The organism is Methylomonas sp. MK1 (assembly GCF_000365425.1).
Classification (GTDB): Bacteria; Pseudomonadota; Gammaproteobacteria; order Methylococcales; family Methylomonadaceae; genus Methylomonas.
In genome coordinates, this window is the sequence record NZ_AQOV01000001.1 from 2990435 (window position 1) to 3017385 (window position 26951).

At 52.7% G+C, this 26951-nt stretch carries 27 protein-coding genes and 1 other RNA gene; 15 read left to right on the forward strand and 13 right to left on the reverse strand.

What is annotated here, in order from left to right; translation table 11 throughout:
- From G006_RS0114190 to G006_RS0114200, 3 genes are all read left to right on the forward strand, one after another.
- The gene (locus G006_RS0114190; RefSeq protein WP_020483865.1) at positions 1 to 1200 is read left to right on the forward strand and encodes an ABC transporter permease; all 1200 of its coding nucleotides are present in this window, start codon (positions 1 to 3) and stop codon (positions 1198 to 1200) included.
- A gap of 116 nt (positions 1201 to 1316) precedes the next feature.
- Positions 1317 to 1592: a late competence development ComFB family protein gene (locus G006_RS0114195; protein ID WP_020483866.1), complete on the forward strand. Its 276-nt coding sequence runs from the start codon at positions 1317 to 1319 to the stop codon at positions 1590 to 1592.
- A 42-nt stretch (positions 1593 to 1634) separates the two neighbouring features.
- Complete coding sequence (locus G006_RS0114200; RefSeq protein ID WP_020483867.1) at positions 1635 to 1838, forward strand: hypothetical protein; 204 nt, start codon at positions 1635 to 1637, stop codon at positions 1836 to 1838.
- Between the two features lie 82 nt (positions 1839 to 1920).
- On the opposite strand, the gene G006_RS0114205 is transcribed toward G006_RS0114200, so the two are convergent.
- The 4 genes from G006_RS0114205 to speE form a co-directional block, all read right to left on the reverse strand.
- On the reverse strand, positions 1921 to 2616 hold the full coding sequence (locus G006_RS0114205; RefSeq protein WP_020483868.1) for an OmpA family protein: 696 nt from the start codon (positions 2614 to 2616) through the stop codon (positions 1921 to 1923).
- Positions 2617 to 2651: 35 nt separating this feature from the next.
- Positions 2652 to 3089 (reverse strand): exosortase system-associated protein, TIGR04073 family, encoded by a 438-nt coding sequence (locus G006_RS0114210; protein ID WP_020483869.1) that lies wholly within the window; start codon positions 3087 to 3089, stop codon positions 2652 to 2654.
- 161 nt (positions 3090 to 3250) lie between these two features.
- Positions 3251 to 4165 carry a GGDEF domain-containing protein gene (locus G006_RS0114215; RefSeq protein WP_020483870.1) on the reverse strand — a complete coding sequence of 305 codons (915 nt, stop codon included), beginning with the start codon at positions 4163 to 4165 and terminating at the stop codon, positions 3251 to 3253.
- A 258-nt stretch (positions 4166 to 4423) separates the two neighbouring features.
- A complete protein-coding gene (gene speE / locus G006_RS0114220; RefSeq protein WP_020483871.1) occupies positions 4424 to 5269 on the reverse strand; it encodes a polyamine aminopropyltransferase in 846 nt (281 codons plus the stop codon).
- Positions 5270 to 5352: 83 nt separating this feature from the next.
- Here speE and speA point away from each other — a divergent pair, with 83 nt between their 5' ends.
- The 3 genes from speA (at position 5353) to G006_RS0114235 (ending at position 9500) form a co-directional block, all read left to right on the forward strand.
- Positions 5353 to 7179: a biosynthetic arginine decarboxylase gene (speA, locus tag G006_RS0114225; protein ID WP_020483872.1), complete on the forward strand. Its 1827-nt coding sequence runs from the start codon at positions 5353 to 5355 to the stop codon at positions 7177 to 7179.
- A gap of 118 nt (positions 7180 to 7297) precedes the next feature.
- Entirely contained in the window at positions 7298 to 8164 is an 867-nt protein-coding gene (locus tag G006_RS0114230) for an NAD(P)-dependent oxidoreductase (protein WP_020483873.1), read from the forward strand.
- A gap of 16 nt (positions 8165 to 8180) precedes the next feature.
- Complete coding sequence (locus tag G006_RS0114235) at positions 8181 to 9500, forward strand: UDP-glucose dehydrogenase family protein (protein WP_020483874.1); 1320 nt, start codon at positions 8181 to 8183, stop codon at positions 9498 to 9500.
- A 464-nt stretch (positions 9501 to 9964) separates the two neighbouring features.
- Here G006_RS0114235 and G006_RS0114240 read toward each other — a convergent pair whose 3' ends face one another.
- Both G006_RS0114240 and G006_RS25590 read right to left on the reverse strand, forming a co-directional pair.
- Positions 9965 to 10471, reverse strand: coding sequence for a hypothetical protein (locus G006_RS0114240; RefSeq protein ID WP_020483875.1), 507 nt, complete (start codon positions 10469 to 10471; stop codon positions 9965 to 9967).
- Positions 10472 to 11259: 788 nt separating this feature from the next.
- Complete coding sequence (locus G006_RS25590) at positions 11260 to 12102, reverse strand: amino acid permease (protein ID WP_020483876.1); 843 nt, start codon at positions 12100 to 12102, stop codon at positions 11260 to 11262.
- Here G006_RS25590 and G006_RS0114250 point away from each other — a divergent pair.
- Positions 12101 to 12637, forward strand: coding sequence for an REP-associated tyrosine transposase (locus tag G006_RS0114250; RefSeq protein WP_020483877.1), 537 nt, complete (start codon positions 12101 to 12103; stop codon positions 12635 to 12637). The two genes, G006_RS25590 and G006_RS0114250, sit on opposite strands and share 2 nt — an antisense overlap.
- Positions 12638 to 13020: 383 nt before the next feature.
- Here the strand turns inward: G006_RS0114250 and tnpA are convergent, their stop codons facing one another.
- From tnpA to G006_RS0114280, 6 genes are all read right to left on the reverse strand, one after another.
- On the reverse strand, positions 13021 to 13452 hold the full coding sequence (gene tnpA, locus G006_RS0114255) for an IS200/IS605 family transposase (protein ID WP_020481152.1): 432 nt from the start codon (positions 13450 to 13452) through the stop codon (positions 13021 to 13023).
- Positions 13453 to 13560: 108 nt separating this feature from the next.
- Positions 13561 to 13914 carry a hypothetical protein gene (locus tag G006_RS25595; protein ID WP_152428867.1) on the reverse strand — a complete coding sequence of 118 codons (354 nt, stop codon included), beginning with the start codon at positions 13912 to 13914 and terminating at the stop codon, positions 13561 to 13563.
- A gap of 480 nt (positions 13915 to 14394) precedes the next feature.
- Entirely contained in the window at positions 14395 to 15576 is a 1182-nt protein-coding gene (gene mltB / locus G006_RS0114265) for a lytic murein transglycosylase B (protein WP_020483879.1), read from the reverse strand.
- A 17-nt stretch (positions 15577 to 15593) separates the two neighbouring features.
- Positions 15594 to 16727 (reverse strand): PilT/PilU family type 4a pilus ATPase, encoded by a 1134-nt coding sequence (locus G006_RS0114270; protein ID WP_020483880.1) that lies wholly within the window; start codon positions 16725 to 16727, stop codon positions 15594 to 15596.
- 15 nt (positions 16728 to 16742) lie between these two features.
- Positions 16743 to 17780 (reverse strand): type IV pilus twitching motility protein PilT, encoded by a 1038-nt coding sequence (locus tag G006_RS0114275; RefSeq protein ID WP_020483881.1) that lies wholly within the window; start codon positions 17778 to 17780, stop codon positions 16743 to 16745.
- Between the two features lie 116 nt (positions 17781 to 17896).
- Entirely contained in the window at positions 17897 to 18238 is a 342-nt protein-coding gene (locus G006_RS0114280; protein WP_020483882.1) for a TraR/DksA family transcriptional regulator, read from the reverse strand.
- A gap of 146 nt (positions 18239 to 18384) precedes the next feature.
- On the opposite strand from G006_RS0114280, the gene G006_RS0114285 reads away from it, so the two are divergent.
- The 3 genes from G006_RS0114285 to G006_RS0114295 are packed head-to-tail and all read left to right on the forward strand — an operon-like array spanning position 18385 to position 22192.
- On the forward strand, positions 18385 to 19290 hold the full coding sequence (locus G006_RS0114285; protein WP_020483883.1) for an AAA family ATPase: 906 nt from the start codon (positions 18385 to 18387) through the stop codon (positions 19288 to 19290).
- Positions 19287 to 20237, forward strand: a complete 951-nt coding sequence (locus G006_RS0114290; protein ID WP_020483884.1) for a DUF58 domain-containing protein — start codon at positions 19287 to 19289, stop codon at positions 20235 to 20237. The genes G006_RS0114285 and G006_RS0114290 overlap by 4 nt, the downstream gene beginning before the upstream one ends.
- Before the next feature lie 2 nt (positions 20238 to 20239).
- Positions 20240 to 22192: a transglutaminase TgpA family protein gene (locus tag G006_RS0114295; protein WP_020483885.1), complete on the forward strand. Its 1953-nt coding sequence runs from the start codon at positions 20240 to 20242 to the stop codon at positions 22190 to 22192.
- Positions 22193 to 22360: 168 nt separating this feature from the next.
- Here G006_RS0114295 and G006_RS0114300 read toward each other — a convergent pair whose 3' ends face one another.
- Positions 22361 to 22624: a hypothetical protein gene (locus G006_RS0114300; RefSeq protein ID WP_020483886.1), complete on the reverse strand. Its 264-nt coding sequence runs from the start codon at positions 22622 to 22624 to the stop codon at positions 22361 to 22363.
- Between the two features lie 101 nt (positions 22625 to 22725).
- Between G006_RS0114300 and G006_RS0114305 the strand changes: the two genes are divergently transcribed.
- The 5 genes from G006_RS0114305 to rnpB all read left to right on the forward strand — a co-directional run bounded on the left by G006_RS0114305 (position 22726) and on the right by rnpB (position 26939).
- Positions 22726 to 23646 (forward strand): SPFH domain-containing protein, encoded by a 921-nt coding sequence (locus G006_RS0114305; protein ID WP_020483887.1) that lies wholly within the window; start codon positions 22726 to 22728, stop codon positions 23644 to 23646.
- 2 nt (positions 23647 to 23648) lie between these two features.
- A complete protein-coding gene (locus tag G006_RS0114310; protein ID WP_020483888.1) occupies positions 23649 to 24095 on the forward strand; it encodes an NfeD family protein in 447 nt (148 codons plus the stop codon).
- Positions 24096 to 24119: 24 nt separating this feature from the next.
- A complete protein-coding gene (locus G006_RS25600) occupies positions 24120 to 24629 on the forward strand; it encodes a hypothetical protein (protein WP_020483889.1) in 510 nt (169 codons plus the stop codon).
- A gap of 845 nt (positions 24630 to 25474) precedes the next feature.
- The gene (locus tag G006_RS0114320; protein ID WP_020483890.1) at positions 25475 to 26116 is read left to right on the forward strand and encodes an FMN-binding negative transcriptional regulator; all 642 of its coding nucleotides are present in this window, start codon (positions 25475 to 25477) and stop codon (positions 26114 to 26116) included.
- A 473-nt stretch (positions 26117 to 26589) separates the two neighbouring features.
- Positions 26590 to 26939, forward strand: an RNA gene (gene rnpB, locus G006_RS27185) — RNase P RNA component class A.
- Positions 26940 to 26951: the final 12 nt, after the last annotated feature.

Below are 26951 nucleotides of genomic sequence, written 5' to 3' on the forward strand. Positions count from 1 at the left end.
ATGAATTGGCTGGATTTATCGAAACTGGCGCTGCGCAGCATCAGCAGCCATAAACAACGCTCCCTGCTGACGGCGTTGGGTTTGATTATCGGCATTGCGGCCGTGGTGATTTTGACCTCCATCGGCCGCGGTATTCATAGTTTCGTGTTGGCGGAATTTACCCAATTCGGCACGCATCTGATCGCGGTCTATCCCGGTAAAACCACTACCTTCGGTTTGTCCGGCGCCACCATCAGCACGGTGCGGCCTTTATCCACCGCCGACGCTGCGAGTCTGGAAAATCTGGATCATGTATTGGCGGCGATGCCCATGGTACAAGGCAATGCCAGGATCGAGGCCGGCGCTAAACAGCGCCGGGCCAATGTGTTTGGTGTCGGTGCCGCGTTGCCGCAGGTATGGCAGTTGAAAGTCGATAGCGGCCGCTTTCTGCCCAATGATGGCCTGGATAATCCGCGCGCTTTCGCGGTGCTGGGCAGTAAGATGCGCACCGAATTATTTGCTAACGCTAGCCCCTTGGGGCAGCGCATCCGTATCGGCAGTGACCGGTTTCGGGTGATCGGCGTGATGCAGGCCAAAGGTCAGATGTTGGGGTTTGACCTGGACGACACGGTGTTCATCGCCAGCGGCAAGGCCATGGAGATGTTCGATCGGCAGAGTTTGATGGAAATCGACTTGCTATACAGCAGCGAGACCAGTGCGGAAACGGTGGAGCAAGCCATCAAACGCCGCTTGATCGCCAGACACGGTGCTGAAGATTTTACGATTGTTACCCAGAACCAGATGCTGGAAAAAATGGATTCGGTATTGAGTGTCTTGACCTTGGCGGTGGCGGCGCTGGGTAGTATCTCGCTGCTGGTGGGCTCGGTCGGCATTCTCACTATCATGACCATTGCGGTATCGGAACGGGTGTCAGAGATAGGTTTGTTGCGGGCCATCGGCGCCGAGCGCGGGATGGTGTTTAAGCTGTTTCTCGGCGAAGCGATGTTGCTGAGTTTGGTCGGCGGGGCTGGAGGTGTTTTGTTGGGCGTGGCGCTGGTAAAGCTCGCCGCCGCTTTCGTTCCCGCGCTACCGGTGCAATTGGCCTGGAATTACATCGTTGCGGCCTTTGCGATTTCCTTGTTTATCGGCATCGCGGCAGGCGTGGTGCCGGCCATCAAGGCCGCTAGATTGAATCCGCTGGAAGCGTTGAGAGCGGAGTGATCGCATAAAGCCCGTCCGCTCTTCCTGAGTCTGTCAACATGAGAATGGGCTAGGCCGCGAAGGATTCTGGGCTATGCTTATCAGCATTTGTAGCCAACGTTTTTCAAGAGGCCTTTATGCTGAATATTAGTAATTATTACGAGCGATTGGTGATAGACCGGCTTTGGAAGCTTGCTGAGCAGGCCGACGAGCCATTCAGTCAAGCATTTCAGGAAGACGTGGCTTGTCTGGCGCTGAATAAATTACCGCCGTGTTATGTGCGGAACACCATCGATAAAGGTATTAATGTCAGCGAGCAGCAATATCAGGAGATGGCCGGTGCTGTCGATATGGCGGTGGAGCAGGCGATACAGCAGGTTTTGCGCCGGCCTCGCGAGCACCGGAATGATTGAGTTTTTGCCATTAGCCACTGAATCCGCCGATTCTGTAAAACCATGAAAAACGCTTTGATTTTTTTACTAGTGGCTTGCGGTTTGCAGGCTTGCGACTCGGCTCCGGCCGATAAACCCAACCCGCCTAAAGCAGTCCAGCCGCCGCTTGTGGATGCAATCAAGCAGCCCATGGATCAGGCCCGGGACGCGGAAAAGCAGATTCTTGAAAGTGCGGACCGGCAGAAACGGCAGGCAGATGAGATGTAAGGTGGGCAGAGATTCGATAAGCGATGTTATTGAATCTCTGCCGCCAGTACCCTGCCGCTGGCGCGTGCAGGGCGGGCTGGACTTACTTCAGTTTAGGGCAGTCGAGATAGTCAGGGTGCGCGGAAATAACCACGGCAACGCGGTGACTTTGATCAGCCGTATTATCGGGGCCGTGAGCTTCGCCGATAGCTTTAGAGACCAGTTGCGAGGCTCTGGCGCCATTTTTAATCAGCAGTTCGCTAACGGATTTAGCTCGTCTTTCCGATAAGGCTTGGTTAGCAGCAGGTTTGCCCACTGTGTCGGTCGAAGCTGTTACAGTCGCTGTGGCATCGGGGTGGTCGTGTAAAAAGTGACCAATGTGGCCGATGGTGTCTTCCTTGGTTTTGAACGGCACGTGGCTACCGGTTTTGAAGTAGGCTACGGTTTCATGAATGGTTTCCACGTTGTGGTGATTTTGTGAATGCACCTCGGTTAGCCATTGGCAATACTCTTTTTCCGAGGCCAAAATGTGTGCAGCGGCTGATTTTGCAGCCTCTTGCGCTTTTAGACTCTCGTCGATGTTCCAGTAGTAATCGTTTTGCCAGTGTTTCAGCACATGGTTGGCCGTTTTTAAGTCTTGTTCAGCCGCTGACGCGTGGAGCAAGGCTTGACCGTAATGACCTTTGGATGCAGCATCAATTTCCGCACTAAGTCCTGCTACGTCTTTTTTCGGAGTGGAGCAGGCAGTTAACGATAGGGCCAGAACGGCAAGCGGGATGTATACGTATTTTTTTTTCATGATCTTATCCTCTAAATCGAGCGGTATCGTCCGCGTTACTTGCCATGATCCAGCGTGTCGGAATAGCCGTGATCCAGCGGGCCGAAATGGGTCCAGTAGCCGGGGAAATGCAGGCCGAAGTAACGGGTATCCTCGCTAAAACGGTCCCAGACGTATGGCGGAGAGATAAATTCATCGGTGGGTATCGGCGAGGTAATCAGCTCCGCCACGCCTATCACGGTGCGGCTGACGGTGTGCGCCACGCCACGTAACACGCCCCAAGTCGAGCCAAGCAGGAAGTTTTGGTCGTGAGTAATGTTGGTCACGTTTTTAGGGATTTCGATAAAACTGAAGGCGGTGTTAGCAAAGCCTTGGCTAACTCTGGAAGTGAAACCCGCCAAATAACCCGTGTGGTTTTCGTCCGCAATTGCCGTTTGGCTTGCTAACAATGCACCTGACAGCAAACAGGTGGTGAGGAATTTATTTTTATTCATGTTGGATACTCCCGTGGTGTTACAAATTTGATTCTACTGACGTGCTAAGCATAGCAGCAGAACGCCGAAAACACTGGAAGTTGGACAGTAACGCACGGCGCGGATAAATGCAAATACCTTATGAGGCTTGGTGTTTGTATTGCCAGGTTGGCAGGCCAAATTTATCGGGCGTCGATTTCTACGCGATTGCGGCCGTTTTTCTTGGCGCGGTAAAGGGCGTCGTCGGCCGCTTGAATAATCCCTTCCAGGGATGTGTCTGCGACTACCCGGCGCGAGCAGACGCCAATCGAAATGGTGGCAGCTATGTGCTGATTTTGGTATTGAAACGTATGCCGCATCACCGTATGTCTGATGCGTTCCGCCAACGTGGCTGCGGCATCGCTGGAAATATCCCGCAATAACATGATGAATTCTTCGCCGCCATAACGGGCCAGAAAGTCCTCTTGGCGCATTTCCGCATTCAGAATTTTCGCCAATTCTTTCAGTACCTGATCGCCGGCGAGGTGGCCGAAATTGTCGTTGGTGCGTTTGAAATGATCGGCGTCGCACATCATCACCGTCAAGCGGGTTTCGTTGCGTTTACAAAAAGACAACTCCTGTTGCGCGCGCAGCATGAAGGCGTTGCGGTTAAGGATGTTGGTCATCGCATCCAGATTCGCTGCCGCGTAAAGCGCCTGTTCGGATTTGGCTTCGTTGAAACGTTTGTAATCGATTTTAAGGTAGGTGTCGCCCAACAGGATTCTGTCGAGTAATTCGAGTTTATGTTTTGCGACGCGCTTGCCGTTGACGTAAGTGCCGTTGGTGGAGTTTAAGTCTTCGAGCAGGATATGCTGGCTTTGCACCCAAAGCCTGCCGTGGCGCCGGGAGACCTTAGGATCGGGAATCAGAATATCCACGGACGGTTCGCGGCCCAACACATGCTGATGATTGTGTAATTTGAATTGCTTGCCTTGTTCGCTACCGGATAAAACCACCAAATACGGCTCGAGCTCCGAAAGGTCGCGGCCGTTTTCGGATAGTTTGCCGACTAAGGTGTTGGACAAGATTACCTGGGTTTTGTCAGGAGGCGTGGTCATCGGTTGATTCCTAATCATCTCCTGGCGTGATTAATGAAATAAGCTTTTTAGATTGTTCGACTAGCCGCAAGATTATGTGGTCGAGCGGGTAAGGGCTGTAGGCGCAACCCTACAAAATGTAGTGTCTCAGATAGTCGGACAGCTATCAAGGTTAGCGATGTCGAGCTGAAGGTAGAAAAGCGATTTGAGGGTAGTGTGCGGCGTGGAATGTTGCTCGGCGGTAGCCGAAGCGCGGATCCGCTTCGGCTCGCTTGTGGTTTAAACGAAGGCTTTTTTGAAAAACTCCGGCATCGCCAAACTGGCTTTGTGGATGTCGCTGTTGTAATAAACGGTCTCGAAGCCCTTGTTGGCCGCGTCCTGTTCGCGGAACGAAGACAGGTCGGTTTTACTGGCCATCGTCGCGCTCCACCAGCCGGACGGATAAATGCATTGCGGGAAGAAGACGGTCTGCTGGTGTTCAAAGCCGGCGGCCCGCATTTCTGCGCGCATTTCCTTCAGGATTTTCATATGCAGCAAGGCCGATTCGCTTTGTTGTACCACGATGCCGTTTTCGCTCAAGGCTTTATAGCAATCTCTGTAAAAATCGGCGCTGAACAGGCCTTCGGCCGGGCCGACCGGGTCGGTGCTGTCGACGATGATGATGTCCACGCTGTTCGGCGCGGCGTCTTTTACCCATTTGATGCCGTCGATGAATTTCAGGTCGGCGCGCGGATCGTTGTTGGACTCGCACAATTCCGGAAAGTAGATTTCCGCCAAGCGGGTGACGCGCTCGTCGATGTCGATTTGCACAGCTGATTCAACGCCGGGATGTTTCAACACCTCGCGCAAGGTGCCGCAGTCGCCGCCGCCGATGATCAGCACGTTTTTCGGGTTGGGATGGGTGAACAACACCGGGTGGCTGATCATCTCGTGATAAAAGAAATTATCGCGGGTGGAGACCATGGTGCAGCCGTCAATCACCATCAGATTGCCGAACTGTTCGGTTTCGTAGATTTCCAGAAACTGAAATTCGGATTGCTCCTCGTGGAGTTTACGGGTGATTTTTAATGAAAACGCAGTACCGGTGGCGGTTTGCGCTTCGCTGAACCATTGGTCGTCGAGCATGATGAAGTCCTGTAAAAAGTCATATAACGTTCATCATTATACTTTAGAATTTCTACCTCTTTATGACAGTCCGAGTAGAACGCGTGCCAACACAACCCTGGTCGATTGAACAATCCAAGCAGCTTTACGCCATTCAGCAATGGGGTAACGGTTATTTTTCGATTAACGACCAAGGCCATGTCTGCGTGAAGCCGCAAGCCGATTGCGCCACGGAAATCGATCTGTTCGAGATTGCCCAGGCCTTGCGGGACAAGGGTTTGAACTTTCCGGTCCTGGTGCGATTTACCGATATTTTGCGTGATCGCATCCGCCAGCTACAGCAGGGATTCGATCAAGCGAGAGCCGCGCATCGTTACAAAGGGCATTACACACCGGTGTATCCGATCAAGGTTAATCAGCAAGGCAATGTGGTGGAAAGCATCGTTGCCGCCGAGCATATCGGTCTGGAAGCCGGCAGCAAACCAGAATTATTGGCGATTTTAGGGCTGGCCAAACCCAGCGGCACTATTGTCTGCAACGGTTATAAAGACCGGGCTTACATCCGCATGGCCTTGATGGGACAGTTGATGGGTTTGTCGGTGTTCATTGTCATTGAAAAGCCTTCCGAGCTGGAGATGATTATCGAAGAGGCCGCTAAACTGCAAGTAACACCAATGATCGGTTTGCGCGTGCGGCTATCGACTATCAGCGCCGGCAAATGGCAAAACAGCGGCGGCGAAAAATCCAAGTTTGGCTTGCATGCCAGCGAAGTATTGCAACTCATCGCCCGCTTGCAGCAATTGGAGATGCTGAACTGCTTGCAGCTGATGCACTTTCATATGGGCTCGCAGATTGCCAATATCCACGACATCAAGCTGGCCTTGAAAGAGGCCGGCCAGTTTTATCTGCAATTGCATAAACTCGGCGCCAACATTACCACCGTCGATGCCGGCGGCGGTTTGGGCGTGGATTACGACGGCAGCGGTTCGCGGCGCGAATGTTCGATCAATTACAGCGTCAATGAATATGCGGAAAACATCGTCCGCGCTTTTGCCGAAGTGGCTGAGCAACAGGGTTTGCCGCAGCCCAATATCATCACAGAATCAGGCCGAGCCATCACTGCTCACCACGCGGTGTTGATTACCAATGTCACTGAAGTGGAAAGCCTACAAGGCGCCGCTGCGCCGGTGGAAATATCCGGGCAAAATATCGCCGAGGCTTATCACAACGCCCAATTCAACATGGCTGAGGCTCGCGCCCAGTTCGTGCAGGGCGATTTGTCGCTGACCGAACTGGCTGAAGCCGAGAAATACTATGTGAGCTTATGTCAGCAAATTCAGCGCGAGTTGAACCTGGATAACCATCATCACCGGGAGATTTTGCAGGAACTGGACGAGAAGCTGGCGGATAAAGTGTTCTGCAATTTTTCCTTGTTTCAATCGATGCCGGACATTTGGGGTATAGACCAGATTTTCCCGATCATGCCCATTCACCAGTTGCACCAGCAACCCACCCGGCGCGCGGTGTTGCAGGATTTGACCTGCGATTCCGACGGCCGTATCGATCAATACGTCGATCATCAGAACATCGCCAACACCATGCCGTTGCATACCATCGCCGAAGATCAGGATTATCTGATCGGCTTTTTCATGGTCGGCGCGTATCAGGAAATTTTGGGGGATATGCATAATTTGTTCGGCGATACGCATTCGATTAATATCGAATTGGACGAACAGGGCTATCGCTTCGGCGACTTCATGGAAGGCGAGGATGTCAGCGAGTTGCTGGATTATGTGCATATTAATACCGAAGCTTTGAAAACCGCCTATCGGCAAAAGCTAGACGGCAGCGGATTGTCGGCCGGGCAAAAGCAGGCTTTCGAGCAAGAGTTGCTGGCCGGATTGAACGCTTATACCTACTTGGAAAAATAAACGCGGCGATTGCAGTTTCGGTACTGCAACAGCGTGGCGCTTTGTAAATCGCAGTGCGGTCTGTCAGGGCCAGACCAAGGCGCTATAATGGCTCCCAAAACATTAAAGGGGTTATGACATGCGGGTAGGCTTGATCGGATTGGGGGCAATGGGCCAGGGCATGGCGCGCAACCTTGCCAAGGCCGGATGCTTGACTGCGGTTTACAATCGGACCTCTAGTAAAGCCGAAACCTTAGCGGCGGAATTGCAAATCCAGGCTTGCGAGACTATCGAACAACTGGCAGGTCAAGTCGATATCGTGTTGGTCTGTGTGTCGGCGGATAAAGACGTGTTGATGGTGGTCGATGCTATCGCTAAAACCATCCGGCTAGGCAGCGTGGTGGTGGATTTGTCCACGGTCAGCAGCGAGACGGCGGCTGTCGCGGCGCAAAAACTTGCGGAGAAGAATGTCGCTTTTCTCGATGCGCCGGTGTCCGGCGGCGTGGAAGGCGCCAACAAAGGCACGTTGGCCATGATGGTCGGTGGCGACCCGAAAACTTTGGAACGGGTTCGCCCGGTGTTGGCGGCAATGACCGTACGTATCGAGCACATGGGTGGCGTTGGCGCTGGGCAAGCCTGCAAGGCAGTGAACCAAATCATGTGTGCCGGGATTAACCAGGCAGTGACCGAAGCCTTGGCCTTTGCCGAGGCTCAGGGGTTACCGATGGAAAAAGTCATCGATGTTGTTAGCGGTGGCGCGGCCGGTAACTGGTTCTTGCAGCATCGCGGCAAGACCATGACGCAAAACCAATTCCCGCCGGGTTTTAAACTAGCGCTTCATCATAAAGACTTAAAAATAGCCCAGCATATGGCTCAGCATGCCGGTGTCGGTTGTCCTTTGACCATTACTACACTCGCGGACTATGCCAAACTGATGGCCAAAGGTTATGGCGACGAGGATATTTCCGCGTTGTATCGATTAAAACAGAAACGAACTTCCAATTAGTTTACAAGGTGTAACGATGAAAATTACGGTGTTTGGCAGTGGATATGTAGGTTTGGTAACGGGCGCCTGTCTGGCCGAAGTGGGCAATCAAGTGCTGTGCATGGACGTCGACCAACGCAAAATCGACCAACTCAAACAAGGTGTCATTCCGATTTACGAACCGGGTTTGGACGAAATGGTCAAGGACAACGTTGCAGCCGGTCGCTTGAGCTTTACCACCGACGTCAAAGAAGCCGTGGATTTTGGTTTGTTTCAATTCATCGCCGTCGGCACGCCGCCGGACGAAGATGGCTCGGCTGATTTGAAATACGTGCTGGCCGTGGCGAAAAGCATCGCCGAACACATGAGCGATTACAAAATCGTCGTCGATAAATCCACCGTGCCGGTCGGAACCGCCGACAAGGTCAAACAGGCCATCAAGGATGTATTGGCCGAGCGCAATCAGGAGTTGGAATTCGACGTCGTCTCCAACCCCGAGTTTTTGAAAGAAGGCTCGGCGCTGGACGACTTCATGAAGCCAGACCGCATCATCATCGGCACCGATAACCCTAGAACCGCCGAATTATTGAAAGCGCTCTACTCGCCATTCAACCGCAGTCGGGAGCGGGTCATTACGATGGACATTCGTTCCGCCGAGCTGACCAAATACGCCGCCAACGCCATGCTGGCCACCAAAATCAGCTTTATGAACGAGCTGGCCAACTTGGCGGAAAGATTGGGCGCCGACATCGAAAACGTTCGCCACGGCATCGGCTCCGACAGCCGCATCGGTTACAGCTTTATCTATCCGGGCTGCGGCTATGGCGGTTCTTGCTTTCCTAAAGACGTGAAAGCTCTGGAACGCACCGCTCGCGATTACGGCTATCAAGCCGAATTACTCAGCGCGGTGGAAAACGTCAACGACCGGCAAAAGCACCGCTTATTCGAGAAAATCTCCACGCATTACCCAAACGGCGTGAAAGGCAAAACCTTTGCCTTGTGGGGCCTGGCGTTTAAACCCAACACCGACGACATGCGCGAAGCCCCTAGCCGGGTATTGCTGGAAGCCCTGATCGATGCCGGCGCGACAGTACGCGCTTACGACCCGGAAGCGATGGAAGAAGCGCAGCGCATCTATGGCGACAAAACCGGATTGGTGTATTGCGCGAAACAGGCGGACACCTTAAACGATGTGGACGCGTTGATCATCGTCACCGAATGGAAACAGTTCCGCAGCCCGGATTTTGATGACCTGGGCCGTTTGTTGAAAGATAAGGTGATATTCGATGGGCGGAATATGTATGAGCCGAGGTTGGTTAGGCAGTTTGGGTTGCAGTATTACGCGATTGGAAGGTAATACTCTCCCACTCTTGCTGGAGAGGGTTGGGGTGAGGAGATTTTGGTGTCGCTGGCGCGACGGCTTGATTTAATGTCGGTTCGCGGACCGACAACCGCGATACTTTCTTTTGCTCCGCCAAAAGAAAGTACCCAAAGAAAAGGCGGCCAGGATGCCGCTTGTTCCCTGCGCTCCGAAGCTTTCGCCGGGGGTTGACGAAAGGGGCTTCCTGCCCCTTCGTCAACGTGCGGCATCCCTGCCGCACCCCTTCGGGCTGATCCCGCCGAAAGCTCCGGTGCTCGGCGCGGCATACGGGAGAACCCCCGCCCCAAATCCGCAGCTTATTGTTTACGAAGTTTTGTAGGGCGCATTAGCGATAGCGTAATGCGCCGAATGCTTTAAGGCCAACATACGGCGCAATACGGCTGCGCCTATTGACGCCCTAAGAATTGCGCCTTACGGCCTTACGGACCTGCAACGCCTGTTTAGGCTTGCGCATTCTCGCTACACCACTCGATGTACGTTAATTTTGATTTGCTTCTCTTGTACTTACGGAGCAACTCAAATTGCTCATCAAACCCGATTTTCCGCCCTTGCTTGCTAATAAATAGACGGTCTTTTTGTTCATCTGTCTGTATGTAGATTGCAGATCTGTATATATTCAATTTCCAGTTTTCTTTCTTAAGAGTAACCTTCTCTCTTTCTCCACGCCGATTTGGCATGAAGCCTACTTGAATAAACGAAATCTCAATTAACGTGGCTGCAAGTACCGAGATGATCTCATCAATACTGCCGGCTCTTTTAACTGAATTAATGCCATCATTTCCGGCTTTGATGATTTCCTCAATCCACTCTCTATCATAAATCTCAACAGACGCTGAAAATCTTGGAAACGGAGCGTTAGCGAAGTGAAGATTTTTAGTCCCCGATAGCCGTAGCGCCGGGCGGGTTTTCGCAGCGAAGCGGAGAAAACCTGCAAGGCATCGCGACACGGCGTTAAGTCATGCGAGAGCCTAAGTTTCGACCCCTTGTTGGGTCGGAACGAGGTGACGCGGACGAATCGGGGCGCCGCAGGCATAAGCGGTCGCGTAGTTTTTGCCGATTTTTTCCTGCTGGGAAGCTCGAAAAAATCTTTCGGCAAAAATAGCGACTCCCCGATTGTTGGATTGAGATGACCAACGCTTTAATCACCTTGGATATCTGAGTTTTCCATGTGGGAAGATAATTGGACTCCTTCAATGCGTACCACGCTTCTGCGCCAAGAATCCTTTCGATGGTGAATTTCAGCTTCGTGTATTTTGAATATTGATTCATGGCACCTGATAGCCTAACAAGTAATTAGATGGTTTCTGTATATCTTCCTGAATTGGATGATATTCAATTTTTGTAAATTTGAGGGATAGTCAAACTGAAAACGTGTTTCCGATAGTTGGGCTTTGTTTGGGAGCAAAAATAGCCTTGCGACACGAATAATGTTAAAGATCGACTTTATATCGGTTTTAGCTTTAATTCTGGGGAGGTTTTCCCCCGTATGCCGCGCCGAGCACCGGAGCTTTTGAACGGATTAGCCCGTTAGGGGCGATGCAGGGATGCATCGCGTTGCCGAAGGGGCAGGAAGCCCCTTTCGGCGACCCCGTTCAAAAGCGAGGAGCGCAGGGAATGAGCGGCATTCGGGTGGCCTTTTCTTTGGGTACTTTCTTTTGGCCATGCAAAAGAAAGTATCTCGGCTGTCGGGCCGAGACCCGACTTATAAACCAGCCGTCGCGTCAGCGACACAAAACTAAGAAGACCGAAGCTGACTATGCTTCACCCCATACCCAAAATAAATCAAAAACCCAATCAACAGCCATACGAACAACCGAATCCAAGTATCAATCGGCAATCCAGCCATCAAACTCAAACAGACTAAAATCCCACCAATCGGCACATAAGGCACCGCAGGACATTTGAAATGGCGTTCCATTTCCGGGTGGCTGTTCCGCAGGATCCAAACACCGCCGCACACCAGCACAAATGCAAACAAAGTACCGATACTGACTAGTTCGCCGAGTTTTTCGATAGGCATGAATCCGGCCAGCAAAGACACGGCTACACCGACCAGGATGCTCGATAAATGCGGAGTTTGAAATTTGGGATGCACTTTCGCGAATAGAGGCGGCAGCAGTTGGTCTTTGGCCATCGAGAAGAATATGCGGCTTTGGCCCATCAGCAATACCAGCATTACCGAGGTCAAGCCGGCAATGGCGGCGATTTTAATAATCGGCGACAGCCAACTCATGCCGACGTGATCGACTGCCAACGCAATCGGCGCGGGGACGTTCAGCTCGGTGTAAGGAATGATGCCGGTCAACACTCCGGCCACCAGAATGTAAAGCAGAGTACAGACGGCCAGCGAGGCAATGATGCCGATGGGTACGTCGCGTTGCGGGTTGATGGCTTCCTGGGCGGCGGTGGATACCGCATCGAAGCCGATATAGGCAAAGAAAATCACCCCTGCGCCGGTTAGTACGCCGCCGAAACCGAAGGGGGTGAAGTTTCCTCGTTCCCACGTGCCGCGTGGGAATGCAGACTTTCCGCGCCAGCGGTAACATAAGCCCCAGCTAACAAAAGAGGTCAAACCCATGGGCCGCAGCCGTTACCGCATTCTCCAATCCCAACAGCCGCATTTCATAACCTGCACCGTCCTGAACTGGATACCATTGTTCACCCGACCGGCTACTGTACAAATCGTGCTGGACGCCCTGTTTTACCGCCAACAACAGCACAATTGGCGAATTTACGGCTACGTCATTCTGGAAAACCACTTGCACTTGCTGGTACAAGCTGACGATTTAACCAATCAAATAGCTCACTTTAAATCTTACACAGCGCGCCAATTAATCGACTATCTGCAAGCCATTAACGCCGAACGCTTGTTAAAGCAATTGAACTGGTTCCGCAAGGCGCATAAAACTGATCGGGATTACCAGTTGTGGGAAGAAGGTAGTCATCCGCAGTTGATCGATAACCCCGACGTTTTGCGGCAGAAACTGGATTATATCCACCTGAATCCGGTTAAACGCGGTTATGTCGATTTACCGGAGCATTGGCGTTATTCGAGTGCCCGGAATTATGCGGGGCAGGATGGATTGTTGCCGGTTTATCGGGATTGGTTTTAGCTGACCGCAGCGCGGCTGGTTTGCATTCCCACGCAGCGCGTGGGAACGAGATTAACGAGATAGTTTGTCCGCCGACAGGGTATTGTTAGCTGCTAAGCGGCCAACCGGTGATCTGGTCAAAGCCACAATTACTTTGGAGATCAGAAATTAAAGCTTCTACGGAATGATAATCTGAAGGGTAGTTCAGTTTTAACCTTTGATCAGCTAGTTCATGCTCTGACTTCGTTAGGGGCACTTGGTACTTTGAAGCCCATTGCACAAACATTGTTAAGCGAGTAAAGTATCCCCCGGCAAAGCCGGGGGCTTTATGTTGTGAACCGCTCAAAGCGGTAAATAGGGTCGCTAACGCGGCCCTTTCATAATAGCCGCCAATAAGCGGCGACTCATTGCCAAAGGTTCAGTTGTTCAATTCGCTGGTCTTCCTGTTCTTGATGCCGGATATATTCCCGAATCATCGTCTCATCCCGACCCACGGTCGATACAAAGTAACCTCTTGCCCAAAAATGCTGGCCTACAAAATTTCGCTTCTTTTCACCATAAACCCGTGCCAAATGAATCGCGCTCTTCCCTTTGATGTAACCTATTACCTGTGAAACCGCATATTTCGGCGGAATCGAAATCAGCATATGCACATGATCCGGCATCAAGTGACCTTCCAATATTCGACTCTCTTTTTGGCTCGCTAGCCTTCGAAACACCTCACCCAAATGTTTACGCAACTCCTTGTACAGCGTTCGGCGACGGCATTTCGGAATAAACACCACATGATATTTGCACTCCCATTTCGAGTGACTTAAGCTCTCGTTCTCGTCCATCAGGCTCTCCTCTTCGCGTTTGCTTGGCGGCTCACGCGTCCGAGTGTCCTGATGGACTCCTCTAAATGTCAAACTTCAGCTGTCTCCCCGGCAGAGCCGGGGGATTTCTCATTTTTGGTTAAGCAATTCAATTTGTTTATCGGTTAGTCTCAAGTTAAGCTTTTTTGCAATCGCATTCAGATCATGCGCTTTCTCGTGAAAGTGTCTTGGATCGAGTCGATCACGTGAGAGGTCAGGCTTCGATTTATGAACGAGTGCTCCTTTTAGAGCATTCTCGGCAGCAAGGCCAAGCAGCAACATCGCCCCCTTCATGGCTCCAACCTTTCGGTAATTTTCTCTTTCAGATCGGACTGGTTCTCTAGCAGAGAGCACTGAATACAAAGCTTTTGACGATTCAAACATTTCCCAAGCCTGTCTGAACCAATTTTCAGGTGTTGAAACACCTTGCTCGAAATCTATCAACTGACGATCCTCTTCGCTGTACTCACAAGTTTTAGATGGTTCCGGTATGCCTTCCTTCTATGGATGTTATTTATTTCCAGCAATTTTAAGTGATCATCTAGCGGGGAAAGCATTTATTAACGTCAGATTTTATAGCCGGAGCTAACGGTGCTAATCCTAAATCCTTAGGGTTAAAAATTACCTTACGGTGGGTTGATTTTCGATGGTGGGGAGAGTTTCTCCCGTATGCCGCGCCGAGCACCGGAGCTTTTGAACGGAATTGCCCGAAGGGGTGCGGCAGGGATGCCGCACGTTGCCGAAGGGGCAGGAAGCCCCTTTCGGCAACCCCGTTCAAAAGCGAGGAGCGTAGGGAACAAGCGGCATCCGGGCCGCCTTTTCTTTGGATACTTTCTTTTGGCGGAGCAAAAGAAAGTATCTCGGCGGTCGGGCCGAGACCCGACTTACAAACAACCCGTCGCGCCAGCGACACAAACCCCAAACCTACCCAGAAATATCAAGACCACCCGCCACCCTCTGATACCCCCTCTTAATCGCCAACGCCAACTCATGCACCGCCATCGCATAATGCGTGCTCTGGTTGTACCGCGTAATCGCGTAAAAGTTAGGATGTCCCAGCAAGTACTCGTCTTTGCTTTGATGCCTGAGCAATAACAGCCGCAACGGATAATCGCAAGCACAAGTGTCAGCCGGTTCTACACCCGCTTTAACCAATGTATCCAAAGGATAAGCGTGGTCCGCGCCCGGCTCCAAACTGTCGATGCCGCTAAAGCTGCCGCGTGTCGCCGAGACAATGGGTTTGCCGGCTTGCCAGCCGTGCTGGGCAAAGTAGTTGGCTACGCTGCCGATGACGTCCTCCGGGTTCCACAGGTCGCGGCGGCCGTCGCCGTTAAAGTCCACCGCCCACTGCAGAAAGCTACTAGGCATGAATTGGCCCAGGCCCATCGCGCCGGCGAACGAGCCGACCGGTTTGCCGGGGTCCAGGCCTTCTGTGCGGCTCATTACCAGAAAGTTTTCCAGTTCGCTGCGGAAATACTCGCCGCGTCGCTGATAATCAAAACCCAAGGTGGTCAAGGCATCGATGATTCTGTGGTTACCGACGAAACTGCCGAAGGTGGTTTCCACCGCCATGATACCCAGGATGTATTCGGCCGGTACGCCGTATTGCTGGCTGGCGCGTTGCAGGGTGGCATGATGCTGTTGCCAGAAGCTGATGCCTGCGTTGATATGCCGGTCGTCCAGAAATTGCGCGCGATAACGGGTCCAGCCGCCTTTGCTGGGTTTGCCTTTCATGCCCTGGTCCGATTTGGCTAGGTAATCCAGCGTCCATTGCTTGCGTTTGGCTTGAGAAAACAGGCCTTGCAGATATTCGCGATTAAAACCGTGTTTCTGCACCATCTGTTCGATGAATTGGTTTAACGCGGGGTAACCGGCGTAATCGCCACTGACTGCCATGGCATGGTAACCGCCGACGCTGGCGAACGGCCGCAAGTCCGGCGTGGCGTGGCGCGACTGGTTGGGCACGGTTTGTTGGGTGGGCGTGCGGACGCGATTATTTGCTTTATCGCCGGCCGGCGGCTGTGAGGCGCAGCCCGCCAGCAGTGCAATTAAGAGTGCCGAACCGGCGTTTTGTAGCGAAACTTTACGGGTGTTAAAAGTAAACAAGCGAGCTATATCCAGGGCTATTTAAAAAGACTGCCTCCCTCGTCGTCGTTTTCGGCCAGCGTCATGCCGGCGGTTTCGAAATTGACGTTCTCGGCGCCCAACTTGATCATCAGGCGCACCTCATTACGGGAGTCGGCAGCGTGCAAGGCGTCATCGTACCCAATTTTACCTGCTGTATACAGATCGTAAAGCGCTTGATCGAAAGTCTGCATGCCGTGCTCGCGCGAGCTTTTCATCAGCTCTTTTAGTTTGTGCACTTCGCCCTTGCGGACCATGTCCGACACCAAGGGCGTATTTAGCAGAATCTCGATGGCCGGATAGCGGCCCTTGCCGTCGGCGCGTTGAATCAATTGCTGAGCGACAATGCCGCGCAGATTCAGCGACAAATCCATGAACAACTGGCCGTGCATTTCTTCCGGGAAAAAATGCAGAATGCGGTCTATGGCTTGGTTGGCGTTGTTCGCGTGCAGGGTACAGACACACAAATGGCCGGTTTCGGCGAAGGTGATGGCGTGTTGCATCGTGTCCCGGCTTCTGACCTCGCCGATCAGAATCACGTCCGGGGCTTGGCGCAACGTGTTTTTCAAAGCCACCTCGAAAGACTCGGTATCCAGCCCCACCTCGCGCTGGGTAATGATGCAGCCCTTGTGCGGATGAATAAACTCGATAGGGTCTTCGATGGAAATGATATGGCCGCTGCTGTTCTCGTTGCGGTGCCGAATCAGGGCCGCCAGCGAGGTGGATTTACCAGTACCGGTGGCACCGACGAACATCACCAGACCGCGCTTGTACATGATCAATTCTTTCAACACCGGCGGCAGATGCAAGTCCTCGGCGCTGGGGATGGTGGTTTCGATGCGGCGCAACACCATGCCGGCCGAGTCGCGTTGGGTAAACGCGCTGACCCGGAACCGGCCCAGTTCGTGGACGCTCAAAGCAAACTGGCATTCGCGGGTGTTTTCAAACTCGTCGCGTTGGCGTTGCGACATGATGCTGAGCACCAGCATCATGGTCTGTTCGCTGTTCAAAATGGTTTTGGACACTTCGATGACTTTGCCGTTGACTTTCATCGACGGCGGCCGGCCCGCGGTGATAAACAGGTCGGACGCTTTCTTTTCAACCATCAGGGCCAATAGCGCTTTAAAGTCCATGACGCCTCCTAAAAATTAACGGAACATGTCTTTGTTGACGGCCTTGACCATTGCGCCTTTTGCGGTGATCAGGCCTTTATCGACCAATTCCTTCAGGTTTTGATCCAGGGTCTGCATGCCGTCTTTGCGGCCGGTTTGGATCGCGGAATACATTTGCGCCACCTTGGCTTCGCGGATCAGGTTGCGGATGGCCGGGGTGCCGACCATGATTTCGTGCGCGGCAATCCGGCCGCCGCCGACTTTTTTCAGCAAGGTTTGCGAAATAACCGCCTGCAAGGATTCGGACAGCATGGCTCGGATCATGTCTTTTTCCGCTGCCGGGAATACGTCGATAATCCGGTCTATGGTTTTTGCTGCGGAGGTAGTATGCAAGGTCCCGAAGACCAAGTGACCGGTTTCCGCAGCGGTCAAGGCCAGACGAATGGTTTCCAAGTCCCGCATCTCACCCACCAGAATAATGTCCGGGTCTTCCCGCAAGGCCGAGCGCAAGGCTTCGTTAAAACCCAAGGTATCGCGATGTACCTCGCGTTGGTTGATCAAGCACTTTTGGCTCTCGTGGACAAACTCGATAGGGTCTTCGACCGTCAGGATGTGTGCATAATCGTTGGAGTTTATATGATTCACCATCGCCGCCAGCGTGGTGGATTTACCGGAACCGGTCGGGCCGGTGACCAGAATCAAGCCGCGCGGTTTGGTACACAATTCCGCAAAAAACTTCGGTGCATCCAGGTCTTCCAGGGTTAACACCTTGGAGGGAATGGTCCGGAATACTGCGCCGGCGCCTCTATCCTGGTTGAAGGCGTTGACCCGGAAGCGGGCCACGCCGGGCAGCGCGAAAGAAAAATCGGTTTCCAGAAACTCTTCGTAATCGCGGCGCTGTTTGTCGTTCATGATGTCGTAAATCAGCGCGTGAACTTCCTTGTGATTTAAGGATGGGATATTGATGCGGCGGATGTCGCCGTCCACCCGAATCATCGGCGGCAGACCGGCGGAAAGATGCAAGTCGGAGGCTTTGTTTTTGACGGAAAAGGTCAATAGTTCGGCGATATCCATGATTTATGTCCCGGCAATAAAAGGAATGATCGTCGGCAAGGATAGTACACAATTCAAAACCGGCCGGCTTATTCGTCCATGGCGTCAACCCTTATGCTGGCGAGGGGTCTATCGGCTTAGCGGTGCTGGCTTTTTTCGGCGCAGCGAATGCATTGATTGGCGTAGGGCACCGCAGCCAAGCGTTCCTTTTTAATGGGTTCGCCGCAGCTCAGGCAAATGCCGTAGGTGCCGGCATCGATACGGGAAATGGCTTGTTTGATTTTTTCGACTTCGTCGCGCGTGGCGTTGCCCAGTGCGTCCAAGACTTCGTCGTTTTCGGTTTCGACAGCCTGTTCGGAAAAGTCCTGGGCCAGCGGTTTGTCGGTGTGTCTGACGTCTTCGGTGATTTTTCCCAGTCTGTCGTCCAGGTCTTCCAGCATATTCAATAATTGGTCGCGTACATCTGCATAGTCTTTCATGGCACTCTCCGCAGCAAGGCTGCATGGTTTAATAACCGGCTTCTGCCGGCCGGATAGTCAATCCCTGGTTTATACAATGAAGCCGATAGCAGGTGCAACCAAGCTGATCTATACTCGAGTCATTGACCTTTCTTGCCTTTTGCACAATGGACCTTGCTCTCGATCGCTTACTCGCCGCTGCCAATCAAGTCATTCTCGGTAAACATCAACAAATTCGCCTGGCGGTTTGTTGTCTGTTAGCCAGGGGACATTTGCTGATCGAGGATATTCCCGGTGTCGGCAAAACTACGCTGTCTCACACGTTGGCGCGCTTGTTTGGTCTGGAATATCAGCGGATTCAATTCACCAGCGATATTTTGCCGGCCGACATCGTCGGGTCCTCGGTATTCGATGCCCATCAGCAGCTATTCAGTTTTCATCCGGGGCCGATTTTCAAACAAATGATCCTGGCCGACGAAATCAACCGGGCCACACCCAAGGCGCAAAGTGCCTTGTTGGAAGCGATGGAAGAACGGCAGGTGACGGTCGAAGGCCGTACCTATCCCTTACCGCAACCGTTTTTCGTCATAGCCACCCAAAATCCGGCCCATCAAATCGGCACTTTCCCATTGCCGGAATCGCAAGTAGACCGGTTTTTGATGCGCATTGAACTGGGTTATCCCAGCCGGCAGGCCGAACGCGAGTTGCTGAGTGGCCAGCCCCGGCATGTATTGATCGACGAATTGCCAGTCGCGTTACTGCCCGCGCAATTAACGGACTTGCAACAGGAGGCGGATCAGGTGCATGTGTCGCCGGCCTTGCTGGATTATCTGCAAGCCATTCTGGCCTTCAGCCGCCAATCCACGGACTTTGCCGCCGGTCTCTCACCGCGCGCGGGCCTGGGTTTGCTGGCCGCCGCCAAGGCGTGGTCGCTGATCGATAAGCGCAAGGCCGTGCTGCCGGAAGACTTGCAAGCGGTATTGCCGGCGGTGGCCGGGCATCGTTTGAACGTGGGCGCCAACGACTCGGCGGCCATCGTCGCCCCTATTCTCAAGCATGTGCCGGTACTTTGACCGAAGCGGCCTTATCTTTAAAACAGCGCCTTAACCTGTCGCGCTTTTTTAGCGGCGAGGCTCCAACCGCCGGGCCGATTGTGTTGACGCAGCGGCGGGTGTTTATTTTGCCGACGCAACGCGGCTTGGCTTTTGTATTGTTGATTTTGTTGCTGGTACTGATCGGCTTTGTCTACAACAATAATCTGGCTTATTTACTGGGGTTTTTGCTGGCCAGCATTTTTTTCGTGACCATCCTGCACAGCTTTAAAGCCTTGGCGGGATTAACAATTCAACCCGCCCGCCAGCAGGCAGTGTTTGCCGGCCAAGCCGGGCCGTTTCGTTTTCAGATCAGCAATCCGGGTTCCCAGCCGCGTTTTGCTGTCGATCTGACTTTGCAATCCGAGTTGTCTATCAGCTTAGCCGCCGAGCAAAGCCAAACCGTCACACTGTATCAACCCACCCGGCAGCGCGGTTGGCAGCTGCCTGGCACCCTAACCCTTTCCAGCACCTACCCTCTGGGCTTGTTTCGGGCTTGGGCGCCCTTGCGTTTCGATAGTCCTTTGCTGGTGTATCCCAAGCCGGCCAGCCAGCAACTGCCGTTTCCGGATAGCGACGGCGGTCAGGATAAGCCCGGCCAAAACCGCCGCAGCGGCGATGAGTTTTACGGTTTAAGGGCGTATCAGCAAGGCGATGCGATTCGGCAAATCCATTGGAAAACCTTCGCCAAGGGACTGGGTGTACACAGCAAGCAATACAGTGGTGCCAGTTCCAGCGAGTTGTGGCTGGATTATCAGCAGGTACCGGGCCATCACACCGAAGAACGCCTCAGCCAGTTGTGCCGGTGGGTGGTGGACGCCGAACAGACCGGGTTACGCTACGGCTTGCTGCTGCCTGGCTTGCGTCTGCCGCCAGACAACGGTGCGACACATTACCGTAACTGTCTGCAAGCCTTGGCGCTGTTCTGAACATGCCTTTTCTGCCGTCCATGCGATTGATGTTGTTTATGCTGGGGTCGATAGGGCTAATCACGTTGCCGCATGCCTGGCATATCCCGCCGCTATTGTTCGGTTTTTTTACGCTACTGCTGCTATGGCGCCTGCTCTGCATCTGGCGACCTCATTATTTACCGAACCGGGTTGTCGTCTTTTTGTTGATGTTGACAGGTATTGGCTTGCTTTACAGTCAGCAGCACTCGATATTCGGCCGCGACGCGGGCACCAGTTTGTTCGTGGTGGCACTGGGTTTAAAGATGTTGGAAATTCACGGCAGGCGCGACATCTATGTGATCGTGTATCTGGCTTTCATCGTGGCCGTCACGCAGTTTTTGTACGAAGAAAGTATCTTGATGGCGGTGTATATCCTGCTGGTGTGCGGGGTGTTGCTGGCTACTCTGATTACGCAAAACAGTCAGACGCCGCAAACTATGGCGGCCTTAAAAACGTCGGCGACGATTATTCTGCAAAGCCTGCCGCTGGCCTTGGTGTTGTTTGTGTTGTTTCCGCGACTGGAAGCGCCGCATTGGAGTTGGCTGGACGACGATACCCGCGCAAAGAGTGGTCTGAGCAATACCTTGGAACCCGGGTCGATTGCCGAATTAAGTCTGTCGCCGGAACTGGTGTTTAGGGTCAAATTCGACGGGGCTCTGCCGCCGCCATCCCAGCGCTATTGGCGCGGACCGGTGTATGCTAATACCGATGGCACAAGTTGGCGAGCACCGCCGGTGTTAGGCCGGGAGAATAATCCGGATCAACCTGTTTTTACTGGCGCGACTTACGATTACACCTTAATGATGGAACCGCAAAAACAGAATTGGGTTTTTGCGCTGGAGATGCCCACCGAGTTTGGCGGCGGATTACGCCGAAACGGTTTATACCAATTAATCACTAACAAAAACCCCGGCGACCGCGCCGAGTATCGACTTAGCTCATCACCTACTTATAACACCGGCGGCATCAGTAAAACCGAGCGCCGGGAAAATCTGCAACTACCCGGCAAACCGTCGGAAAAAATCGTTACGTTGGTTAAGCAGTTACAAGGACAGCCAGACCGGCCCGAGTTATTTATCGCCAATCTATTACAACATTTTCGCCAGGAAAACTTTCATTACACCCTTAGTCCGGAGGCGATGCCGGACCAGCCTATCGAGACCTTTTTGTTCGAGCGCCGCGCCGGATTTTGCAGTCATTACGCTACGGCCTTCGTGTATTTGCTGCGGGTGGCGGAGATTCCGGCCCGGGTGGTGGGTGGTTATCAAGGCGGACAAATCAACGAGGTCGGCGGCTTTCTGGAGATCAGGCAAGCCGATGCACATGCCTGGGCGGAAGCGTGGTTGGACGGACGTGGCTGGGTCAGATTCGATCCGACTGCCGCTGTCGCCCCGGAACGCATCGAGCGCGGGGTGAATGTGGACTTACAAATTGCCAGCGGCGCAGTGAATTTCAGTCCGCTGCAACTCGACGCCAAGACCTTGTCCTGGCTGCAACGCGGCCGGCAACTGTGGCAAAGCGTCGATTACAACTGGCAACGCTGGATCATCAATTACGACACGGTCAATCAGAAAGCGTTTTTACAGAGCTTAGGCGTCGATAATTTCGTCAAGCTTGGCTACTGGCTGTTGATTAGCGTCGCCGGTATCGGCGGGGTATTGGCTTGGCGCTTGCTGCGGCCCAACCTGCGCCGCCAAGACCCTGCCCTAGTGTTGTACCGGCAGTTTTGCGCCAAGTTGGGTAAAGCCGGCTTAAGAGTTGAAATTGGCGACGGCCCGCAAACCGTCGCCGAGCGCGCCAAAGAACTGCGCCCGGATTTGGCCGAAGCAATTGAGCGGATTGCCGCGACTTATATTCGCTTACGCTACCAAAACGACAGCAAAATCGAGGATTTGCGGGTTTTAAAAATGCTGGTCACTAGCTTTAGGGTTTAATTATACCTTTCCCACTTCAAGTTTCGGCACATCTGCTCCCTCTCCCTTTGGGAGAGGGCTGGGGTGAGGGAATCAAAAAAGCGAAATTTGCAGTGCGATGACTATAAATTGATTAGGTGGGACTTCATTCGCACTAAACAGAGGTCGGATAAATTCGTCCCTACCGGATTAATGCAAATCCGGCACCTCTTCACCCGCTTTTTGCGCAGGTTGCTTGGCTGCTGCAGCGGCTTGTTCCTGTTGCTTTTGTTTATTGCCTTCGCCGAACATCACCGCACCGGCCATAAATATCGCTCCGGCAATGGCCATGATAGGTAGGCGGCCCGGTTTATCCATCCACAGCAGTATCCACTTGGGCTTGATCATACCGACGATCAATATAATCACCGCCAAAATCATTACGTTAAAACTGTAGTAGATCAAAGTATTCATGAATCGGAACCCTGTTTCCAGCAAGTTAAAGAGACATACATTATTATTAGCCGCGTGACCGTTGGCAATACACAATTCATTTTCATAATTTAGGAGGCGCTATGGGCGGCTTTGGTTTATTCGCAATAATGTTGTTGGTATTTGCGGTTTTGATGGTGTTCATGAGCGTTAAATCCGTCCCGCAAGGCATGGAGTACACCGTCGAACGCTTCGGTAAATATACCGCGACTTTGACACCCGGCTTGAATATCATCATGCCGATCATCGATCGCATCGGTCGCAAGCTTAACATGATGGAGCAGGTGTTGGACGTGCCGTCGCAGGAAGTGATCACCAAGGATAACGCGATGGTGCGGGTCGATGGCGTGGTGTTTTACCAGATCATGGATGCCGCCAAGGCCGCATATGAGATTACTTATCTGGACATGGCCATCATCAATCTGGTCATGACCAATATCCGTACCGTAATGGGCTCCATGGACCTGGACGAACTGCTATCGCGGCGCGACGAAATCAACGCCCGCCTGTTGACGGTAGTCGATGAAGCCACCTCACCGTGGGGGCTTAAAGTGACGCGTATCGAAATCAAAGACATTGCCCCGCCGAAAGACTTGGTCGACTCCATGGCCAGACAAATGAAAGCCGAACGGGAAAAACGCGCGCAAATTCTGGAAGCGGAAGGCTTGCGGCAAGCGGAAATTCTCAAAGCCGAAGGTTTGAAACAAGGCGCGATTCTGGATGCCGAAGGTCGGAAAGAAGCCGCGTTCCGCGACGCCGAGGCCCGCGAACGTTTGGCCGAAGCGGAAGCTCGCGCCACGATGATGGTGTCCGAAGCGATTTCCAAGGGCGATGTGCAGGCCATCAACTACTTCGTCGCGCAGAAATACATCGAATCCTTGAAAGAAGTCGCCTCGGCCAACAATAGCAAACTGATCTTCATGCCGCTCGAAGCCTCCAGCGTCATCGGTGCGCTGGGTGGCATCGGCGAACTGGCTAAAGAAGCATTAAATAAAAAGGCCTGATTATGTGGGAACAGGACATCGTGTTTTGGTACTGGTGGGTGCTGGCGGTGGGCTTTCTAGCCTTGGAAATTGTCGTCACCGGCTTCTTTTTCCTGTGGCTGGCGGTGTCGGCGTTTATCGTCGGCGCGGTGGTGCTGTTAGTGCCAGCCACTCCGTTCAACGTGCAATTGCTGTTGTTTTCCTTGCTGGCGGTGTTGTCGGTGCTGGCTTGGCGCAAATACGCCCGGAATCGTGCAGTGACCGTTACTGATCATCCTTTGCTGAATCAGCGTGGGGCACAGTACATCGGGCGCACCTTCTTTCTGATCGCACCGATTGAGAATGGTCAGGGCAAGATTAAAGCCGATGATACGGTTTGGAAGGTGCATGGGGAGGATAGTCCGATGGGGGCTAAGGTGAAAGTCGTGGCGGTGAAGGGGACGGTGTTTGAGGTGGAGGTTTGTGAATAAATTATTTTGATTAGTTAATTGACTATGATTCAAGAACATCTTTGGAAGCAATGGTACAGAACAAAATATCATTCTATTTATCTTGAGCTGTTACTTGCTCATGATGAAAGATTGGATCGATATATGAAAATGTTTTTAGCCATAGTGTCGAGTGGCAGTATTGCTGGTTGGGCGGTATGGAAAGAAGCTCAATTCATCTGGGCCCTGCTTATTGCTGCGTCTCAGGTAATCAATGCTGTTCGCCAATTTTTGCCGTATAGAGAACGGATGAAGGCTCTGTCAGCACTATCAAGAGAGCTTGAAGAGTTGGCTATCCACATGGAAATTAAGTGGCTAGAAATATCAATCGGGGAGCTAACCGAAAAGGAGATGAGGAAGCTGTACGCCGACATGCTAATTAAAACATCAAGTGCTGCACAAAAGCACTTCCCTAACAATTCAGTTCCTCGCATTGATAAATTGATGCGAAAAGCTGAAACAGATGCAAAAGCTTATTTGAGCATCCACATAACTGGAGGAGAAAGCGGTGAATAACAGTTCCAGAGAAAATACGCAGCAACAAAATGCAGGCACCAATCATGGAATGGCACAGGATAAAAAACTTCCCGAGCCGAAGGAGACTCCGCCTATGCCGAAAGTGATACCACCAAAAACGCGGTAGGGAGAGCACGATTTTTGTGCTCACCTGGATTTGAAGTATTACGAAATATTGTGTCGCTGGCGCGACGGCTAAATTTAATGTCGGTTCTCGGACCGACAACCGTGCTACTTTCTTTTGCTCCGCCAAAAGAAAGTATCCAAAGAAAAGGCGGCCCGGATGCCGCTTGTTCCCTGCGTTCCTCGCCTTCGCCGGGGGTTGACGATAGGGGCTTCCTGCCCCTTCGTCAACGCGCCGCATCCATGCGTCGCCCCTGCGGGCTGATCCCGCCGAAAGCTCCGGTACTCGGCGCGGCATACGGGAGAAACCCCGTCCCACAAGCAAATTCTTCGCATTATTTTTAATTCTGTATACCTGACAAGGCTGCGGGTGCGGGGTTGATGCCGTCATTCCGGCATGGATTGCCGGAGTTTCGTAGGGTGGGCACGAATTTTGTGCCCACGCGGATTTGCGCCCACTCTTAATTATTGGTGGGCAAAAAACGTTGCCCGCCATTTTGGAATCACATTCGCGTGAGCACTAGTGTGCCCACCGCTGTGGATGGAGATCGCAGATACTTCGGGTGACAGGCTTATTAACCCGACCTATTTATCACTGGTATTCCGTTCGGGCTGAGCTCGTTGACGCCCAGGCTGGTGCGCCCTTCGATAAACTCAGGGCGAATGGTATTTAAGGGTCGGGTTAAAACTTATTTATTATCGATAGACTACCTTCAAACAACATGTACTGCCCTACTCACTTTCAAGAAGAAAAGCCTGCCGAACTGGTCGGCCTTATCGAGCAGTTTCCCTTGGCAACGGTGATTTATCAGGGTGATGATGGCCTGACTGCCGACCATATCCCACTGTTGTATGAAGCCACGCCTAGCGGCCTTGGCAAGCTTATGGGGCATGTCGCCAAAAACAATCCACTTTGGCAAGTTGCACCTGAGCAAGAGCTGTTGCTTGTGTTTCAAGGGCCCTCGACGTACATTTCGCCCAACTGGTACGCCAGCAAAAGCGAAGCGGGCAAGGTGGTACCTACCTGGAACTACGCGGTTGTCCATGCTCACTGTACGCTCAACGCCATCCACGACCCAGCGCAAGTGCTCCGCATCATCACCGAGCTAACCGATAAAAACGAAGCCGCGCAGGGGCATCCTTGGCGAGTCACGGATGCCCCTGCCGAATTTACCAAAAAGCTGCTGGGCAACATTGTCGGCATCAGCCTTGAGATTAAACGCTGGCAGGGCAAATGGAAGGTCAGTCAGAACCAGACACAGCAGAATCGGCAATCGGTTATCGAGGGCTTGCGCTCAGAAGACTCGGATGCACAACGTCAAATGGCGCTGCTGGTGCAGTCGCATGCTACAAGGAGCGATTAGCGAAGCGTAACCGTGCGCAAGATTCACACGCTACTAAAGTGGATTGCCGAGCTTTCAGCGGCATACCGAACAGAATAATTACGCTGTAAACGCCTGCGTTTATTCCGGCCTATATGGCTAACATCATATTTATTTCCCTGGAGTCTGGATTCCAACAATCCATGCCGGAATGACGGCGCCAACCCAGTGTTCACAGCCTTGTTAGGGATTCAGCATTAACAACAATGCGAGAGTTTTCTTGTGACACGAGGTTATTCCGTGTACCGGCCTACGTGAGCTTTCGGCGGGATCGGCCCCGCTGGTGGGCCGCATGGGTGCGGCACGCTGCCTGAGGGTCAGGAAGGGCCTTTCGTCACTCTCCGGCGCACACGCCTGACATTTATCGAACCTTAATCATTCGATGTCCTTCCACCCCCGATAAACATGGTGCGCAAATGCCCCTATTTCCCGGCATTGCCTGTATAATCCTCATCAGAGTTGGCCGAACAGTCGCCGTTTTATGCAAATAAAAGGGAGGAAAGTCCGGGCTCCATAGGGCAGGGTGCCAGGTAATGCCTGGGAGGCGTGAGCCTACGGAAAGTGCCGCAGAAATTATACCGCCTGGTTCTTCGGAACTCGGTAAGGGTGAAATGGTGCGGTAAGAGCGCACCGCGCAACTGGTAACAGGTGTGGCAGGGTAAACCCCACCCGGAGCAAGATCAAATAGAGGAGCATTGGCGTGGCCCGCGCTGCTCCTGGGTAGATTGCTTGAGCGTCAGAGTGATCTGACGCCTAGATGAATGGCTGTTCAAGACAGAACCCGGCTTACAGGCCAACTCTTTCTCTTCTTTTTCTT

Coding starts and splice junctions, on each gene's coding strand:
- G006_RS25590 (WP_020483876.1), bottom strand. CDS start 12,102: ATGGGTTTGACCTCTTTTGTTAGCTGGGGCTTATGTTACCGCTGGCGC.
- G006_RS0114320 (WP_020483890.1), top strand. CDS start 25,475: ATGTACTGCCCTACTCACTTTCAAGAAGAAAAGCCTGCCGAACTGGTC.
- G006_RS0114230 (WP_020483873.1), top strand. CDS start 7,298: ATGCGGGTAGGCTTGATCGGATTGGGGGCAATGGGCCAGGGCATGGCG.
- G006_RS25600 (WP_020483889.1), top strand. CDS start 24,120: ATGATTCAAGAACATCTTTGGAAGCAATGGTACAGAACAAAATATCAT.
- G006_RS0114200 (WP_020483867.1), top strand. CDS start 1,635: ATGAAAAACGCTTTGATTTTTTTACTAGTGGCTTGCGGTTTGCAGGCT.
- G006_RS0114270 (WP_020483880.1), bottom strand. CDS start 16,727: ATGGACTTTAAAGCGCTATTGGCCCTGATGGTTGAAAAGAAAGCGTCC.
- G006_RS0114190 (WP_020483865.1), top strand. CDS start 1: ATGAATTGGCTGGATTTATCGAAACTGGCGCTGCGCAGCATCAGCAGC.
- G006_RS0114305 (WP_020483887.1), top strand. CDS start 22,726: ATGGGCGGCTTTGGTTTATTCGCAATAATGTTGTTGGTATTTGCGGTT.
- G006_RS0114195 (WP_020483866.1), top strand. CDS start 1,317: ATGCTGAATATTAGTAATTATTACGAGCGATTGGTGATAGACCGGCTT.
- G006_RS0114310 (WP_020483888.1), top strand. CDS start 23,649: ATGTGGGAACAGGACATCGTGTTTTGGTACTGGTGGGTGCTGGCGGTG.
- G006_RS0114280 (WP_020483882.1), bottom strand. CDS start 18,238: ATGAAAGACTATGCAGATGTACGCGACCAATTATTGAATATGCTGGAA.
- G006_RS0114210 (WP_020483869.1), bottom strand. CDS start 3,089: ATGAATAAAAATAAATTCCTCACCACCTGTTTGCTGTCAGGTGCATTG.
- G006_RS0114205 (WP_020483868.1), bottom strand. CDS start 2,616: ATGAAAAAAAAATACGTATACATCCCGCTTGCCGTTCTGGCCCTATCG.
- tnpA (WP_020481152.1), bottom strand. CDS start 13,452: ATGGACGAGAACGAGAGCTTAAGTCACTCGAAATGGGAGTGCAAATAT.
- G006_RS0114250 (WP_020483877.1), top strand. CDS start 12,101: ATGGGCCGCAGCCGTTACCGCATTCTCCAATCCCAACAGCCGCATTTC.
- G006_RS0114300 (WP_020483886.1), bottom strand. CDS start 22,624: ATGAATACTTTGATCTACTACAGTTTTAACGTAATGATTTTGGCGGTG.
- G006_RS0114295 (WP_020483885.1), top strand. CDS start 20,240: ATGCCTTTTCTGCCGTCCATGCGATTGATGTTGTTTATGCTGGGGTCG.
- G006_RS0114235 (WP_020483874.1), top strand. CDS start 8,181: ATGAAAATTACGGTGTTTGGCAGTGGATATGTAGGTTTGGTAACGGGC.
- G006_RS0114215 (WP_020483870.1), bottom strand. CDS start 4,165: ATGACCACGCCTCCTGACAAAACCCAGGTAATCTTGTCCAACACCTTA.
- G006_RS0114275 (WP_020483881.1), bottom strand. CDS start 17,780: ATGGATATCGCCGAACTATTGACCTTTTCCGTCAAAAACAAAGCCTCC.
- speE (WP_020483871.1), bottom strand. CDS start 5,269: ATGCTCGACGACCAATGGTTCAGCGAAGCGCAAACCGCCACCGGTACT.
- G006_RS0114285 (WP_020483883.1), top strand. CDS start 18,385: ATGGACCTTGCTCTCGATCGCTTACTCGCCGCTGCCAATCAAGTCATT.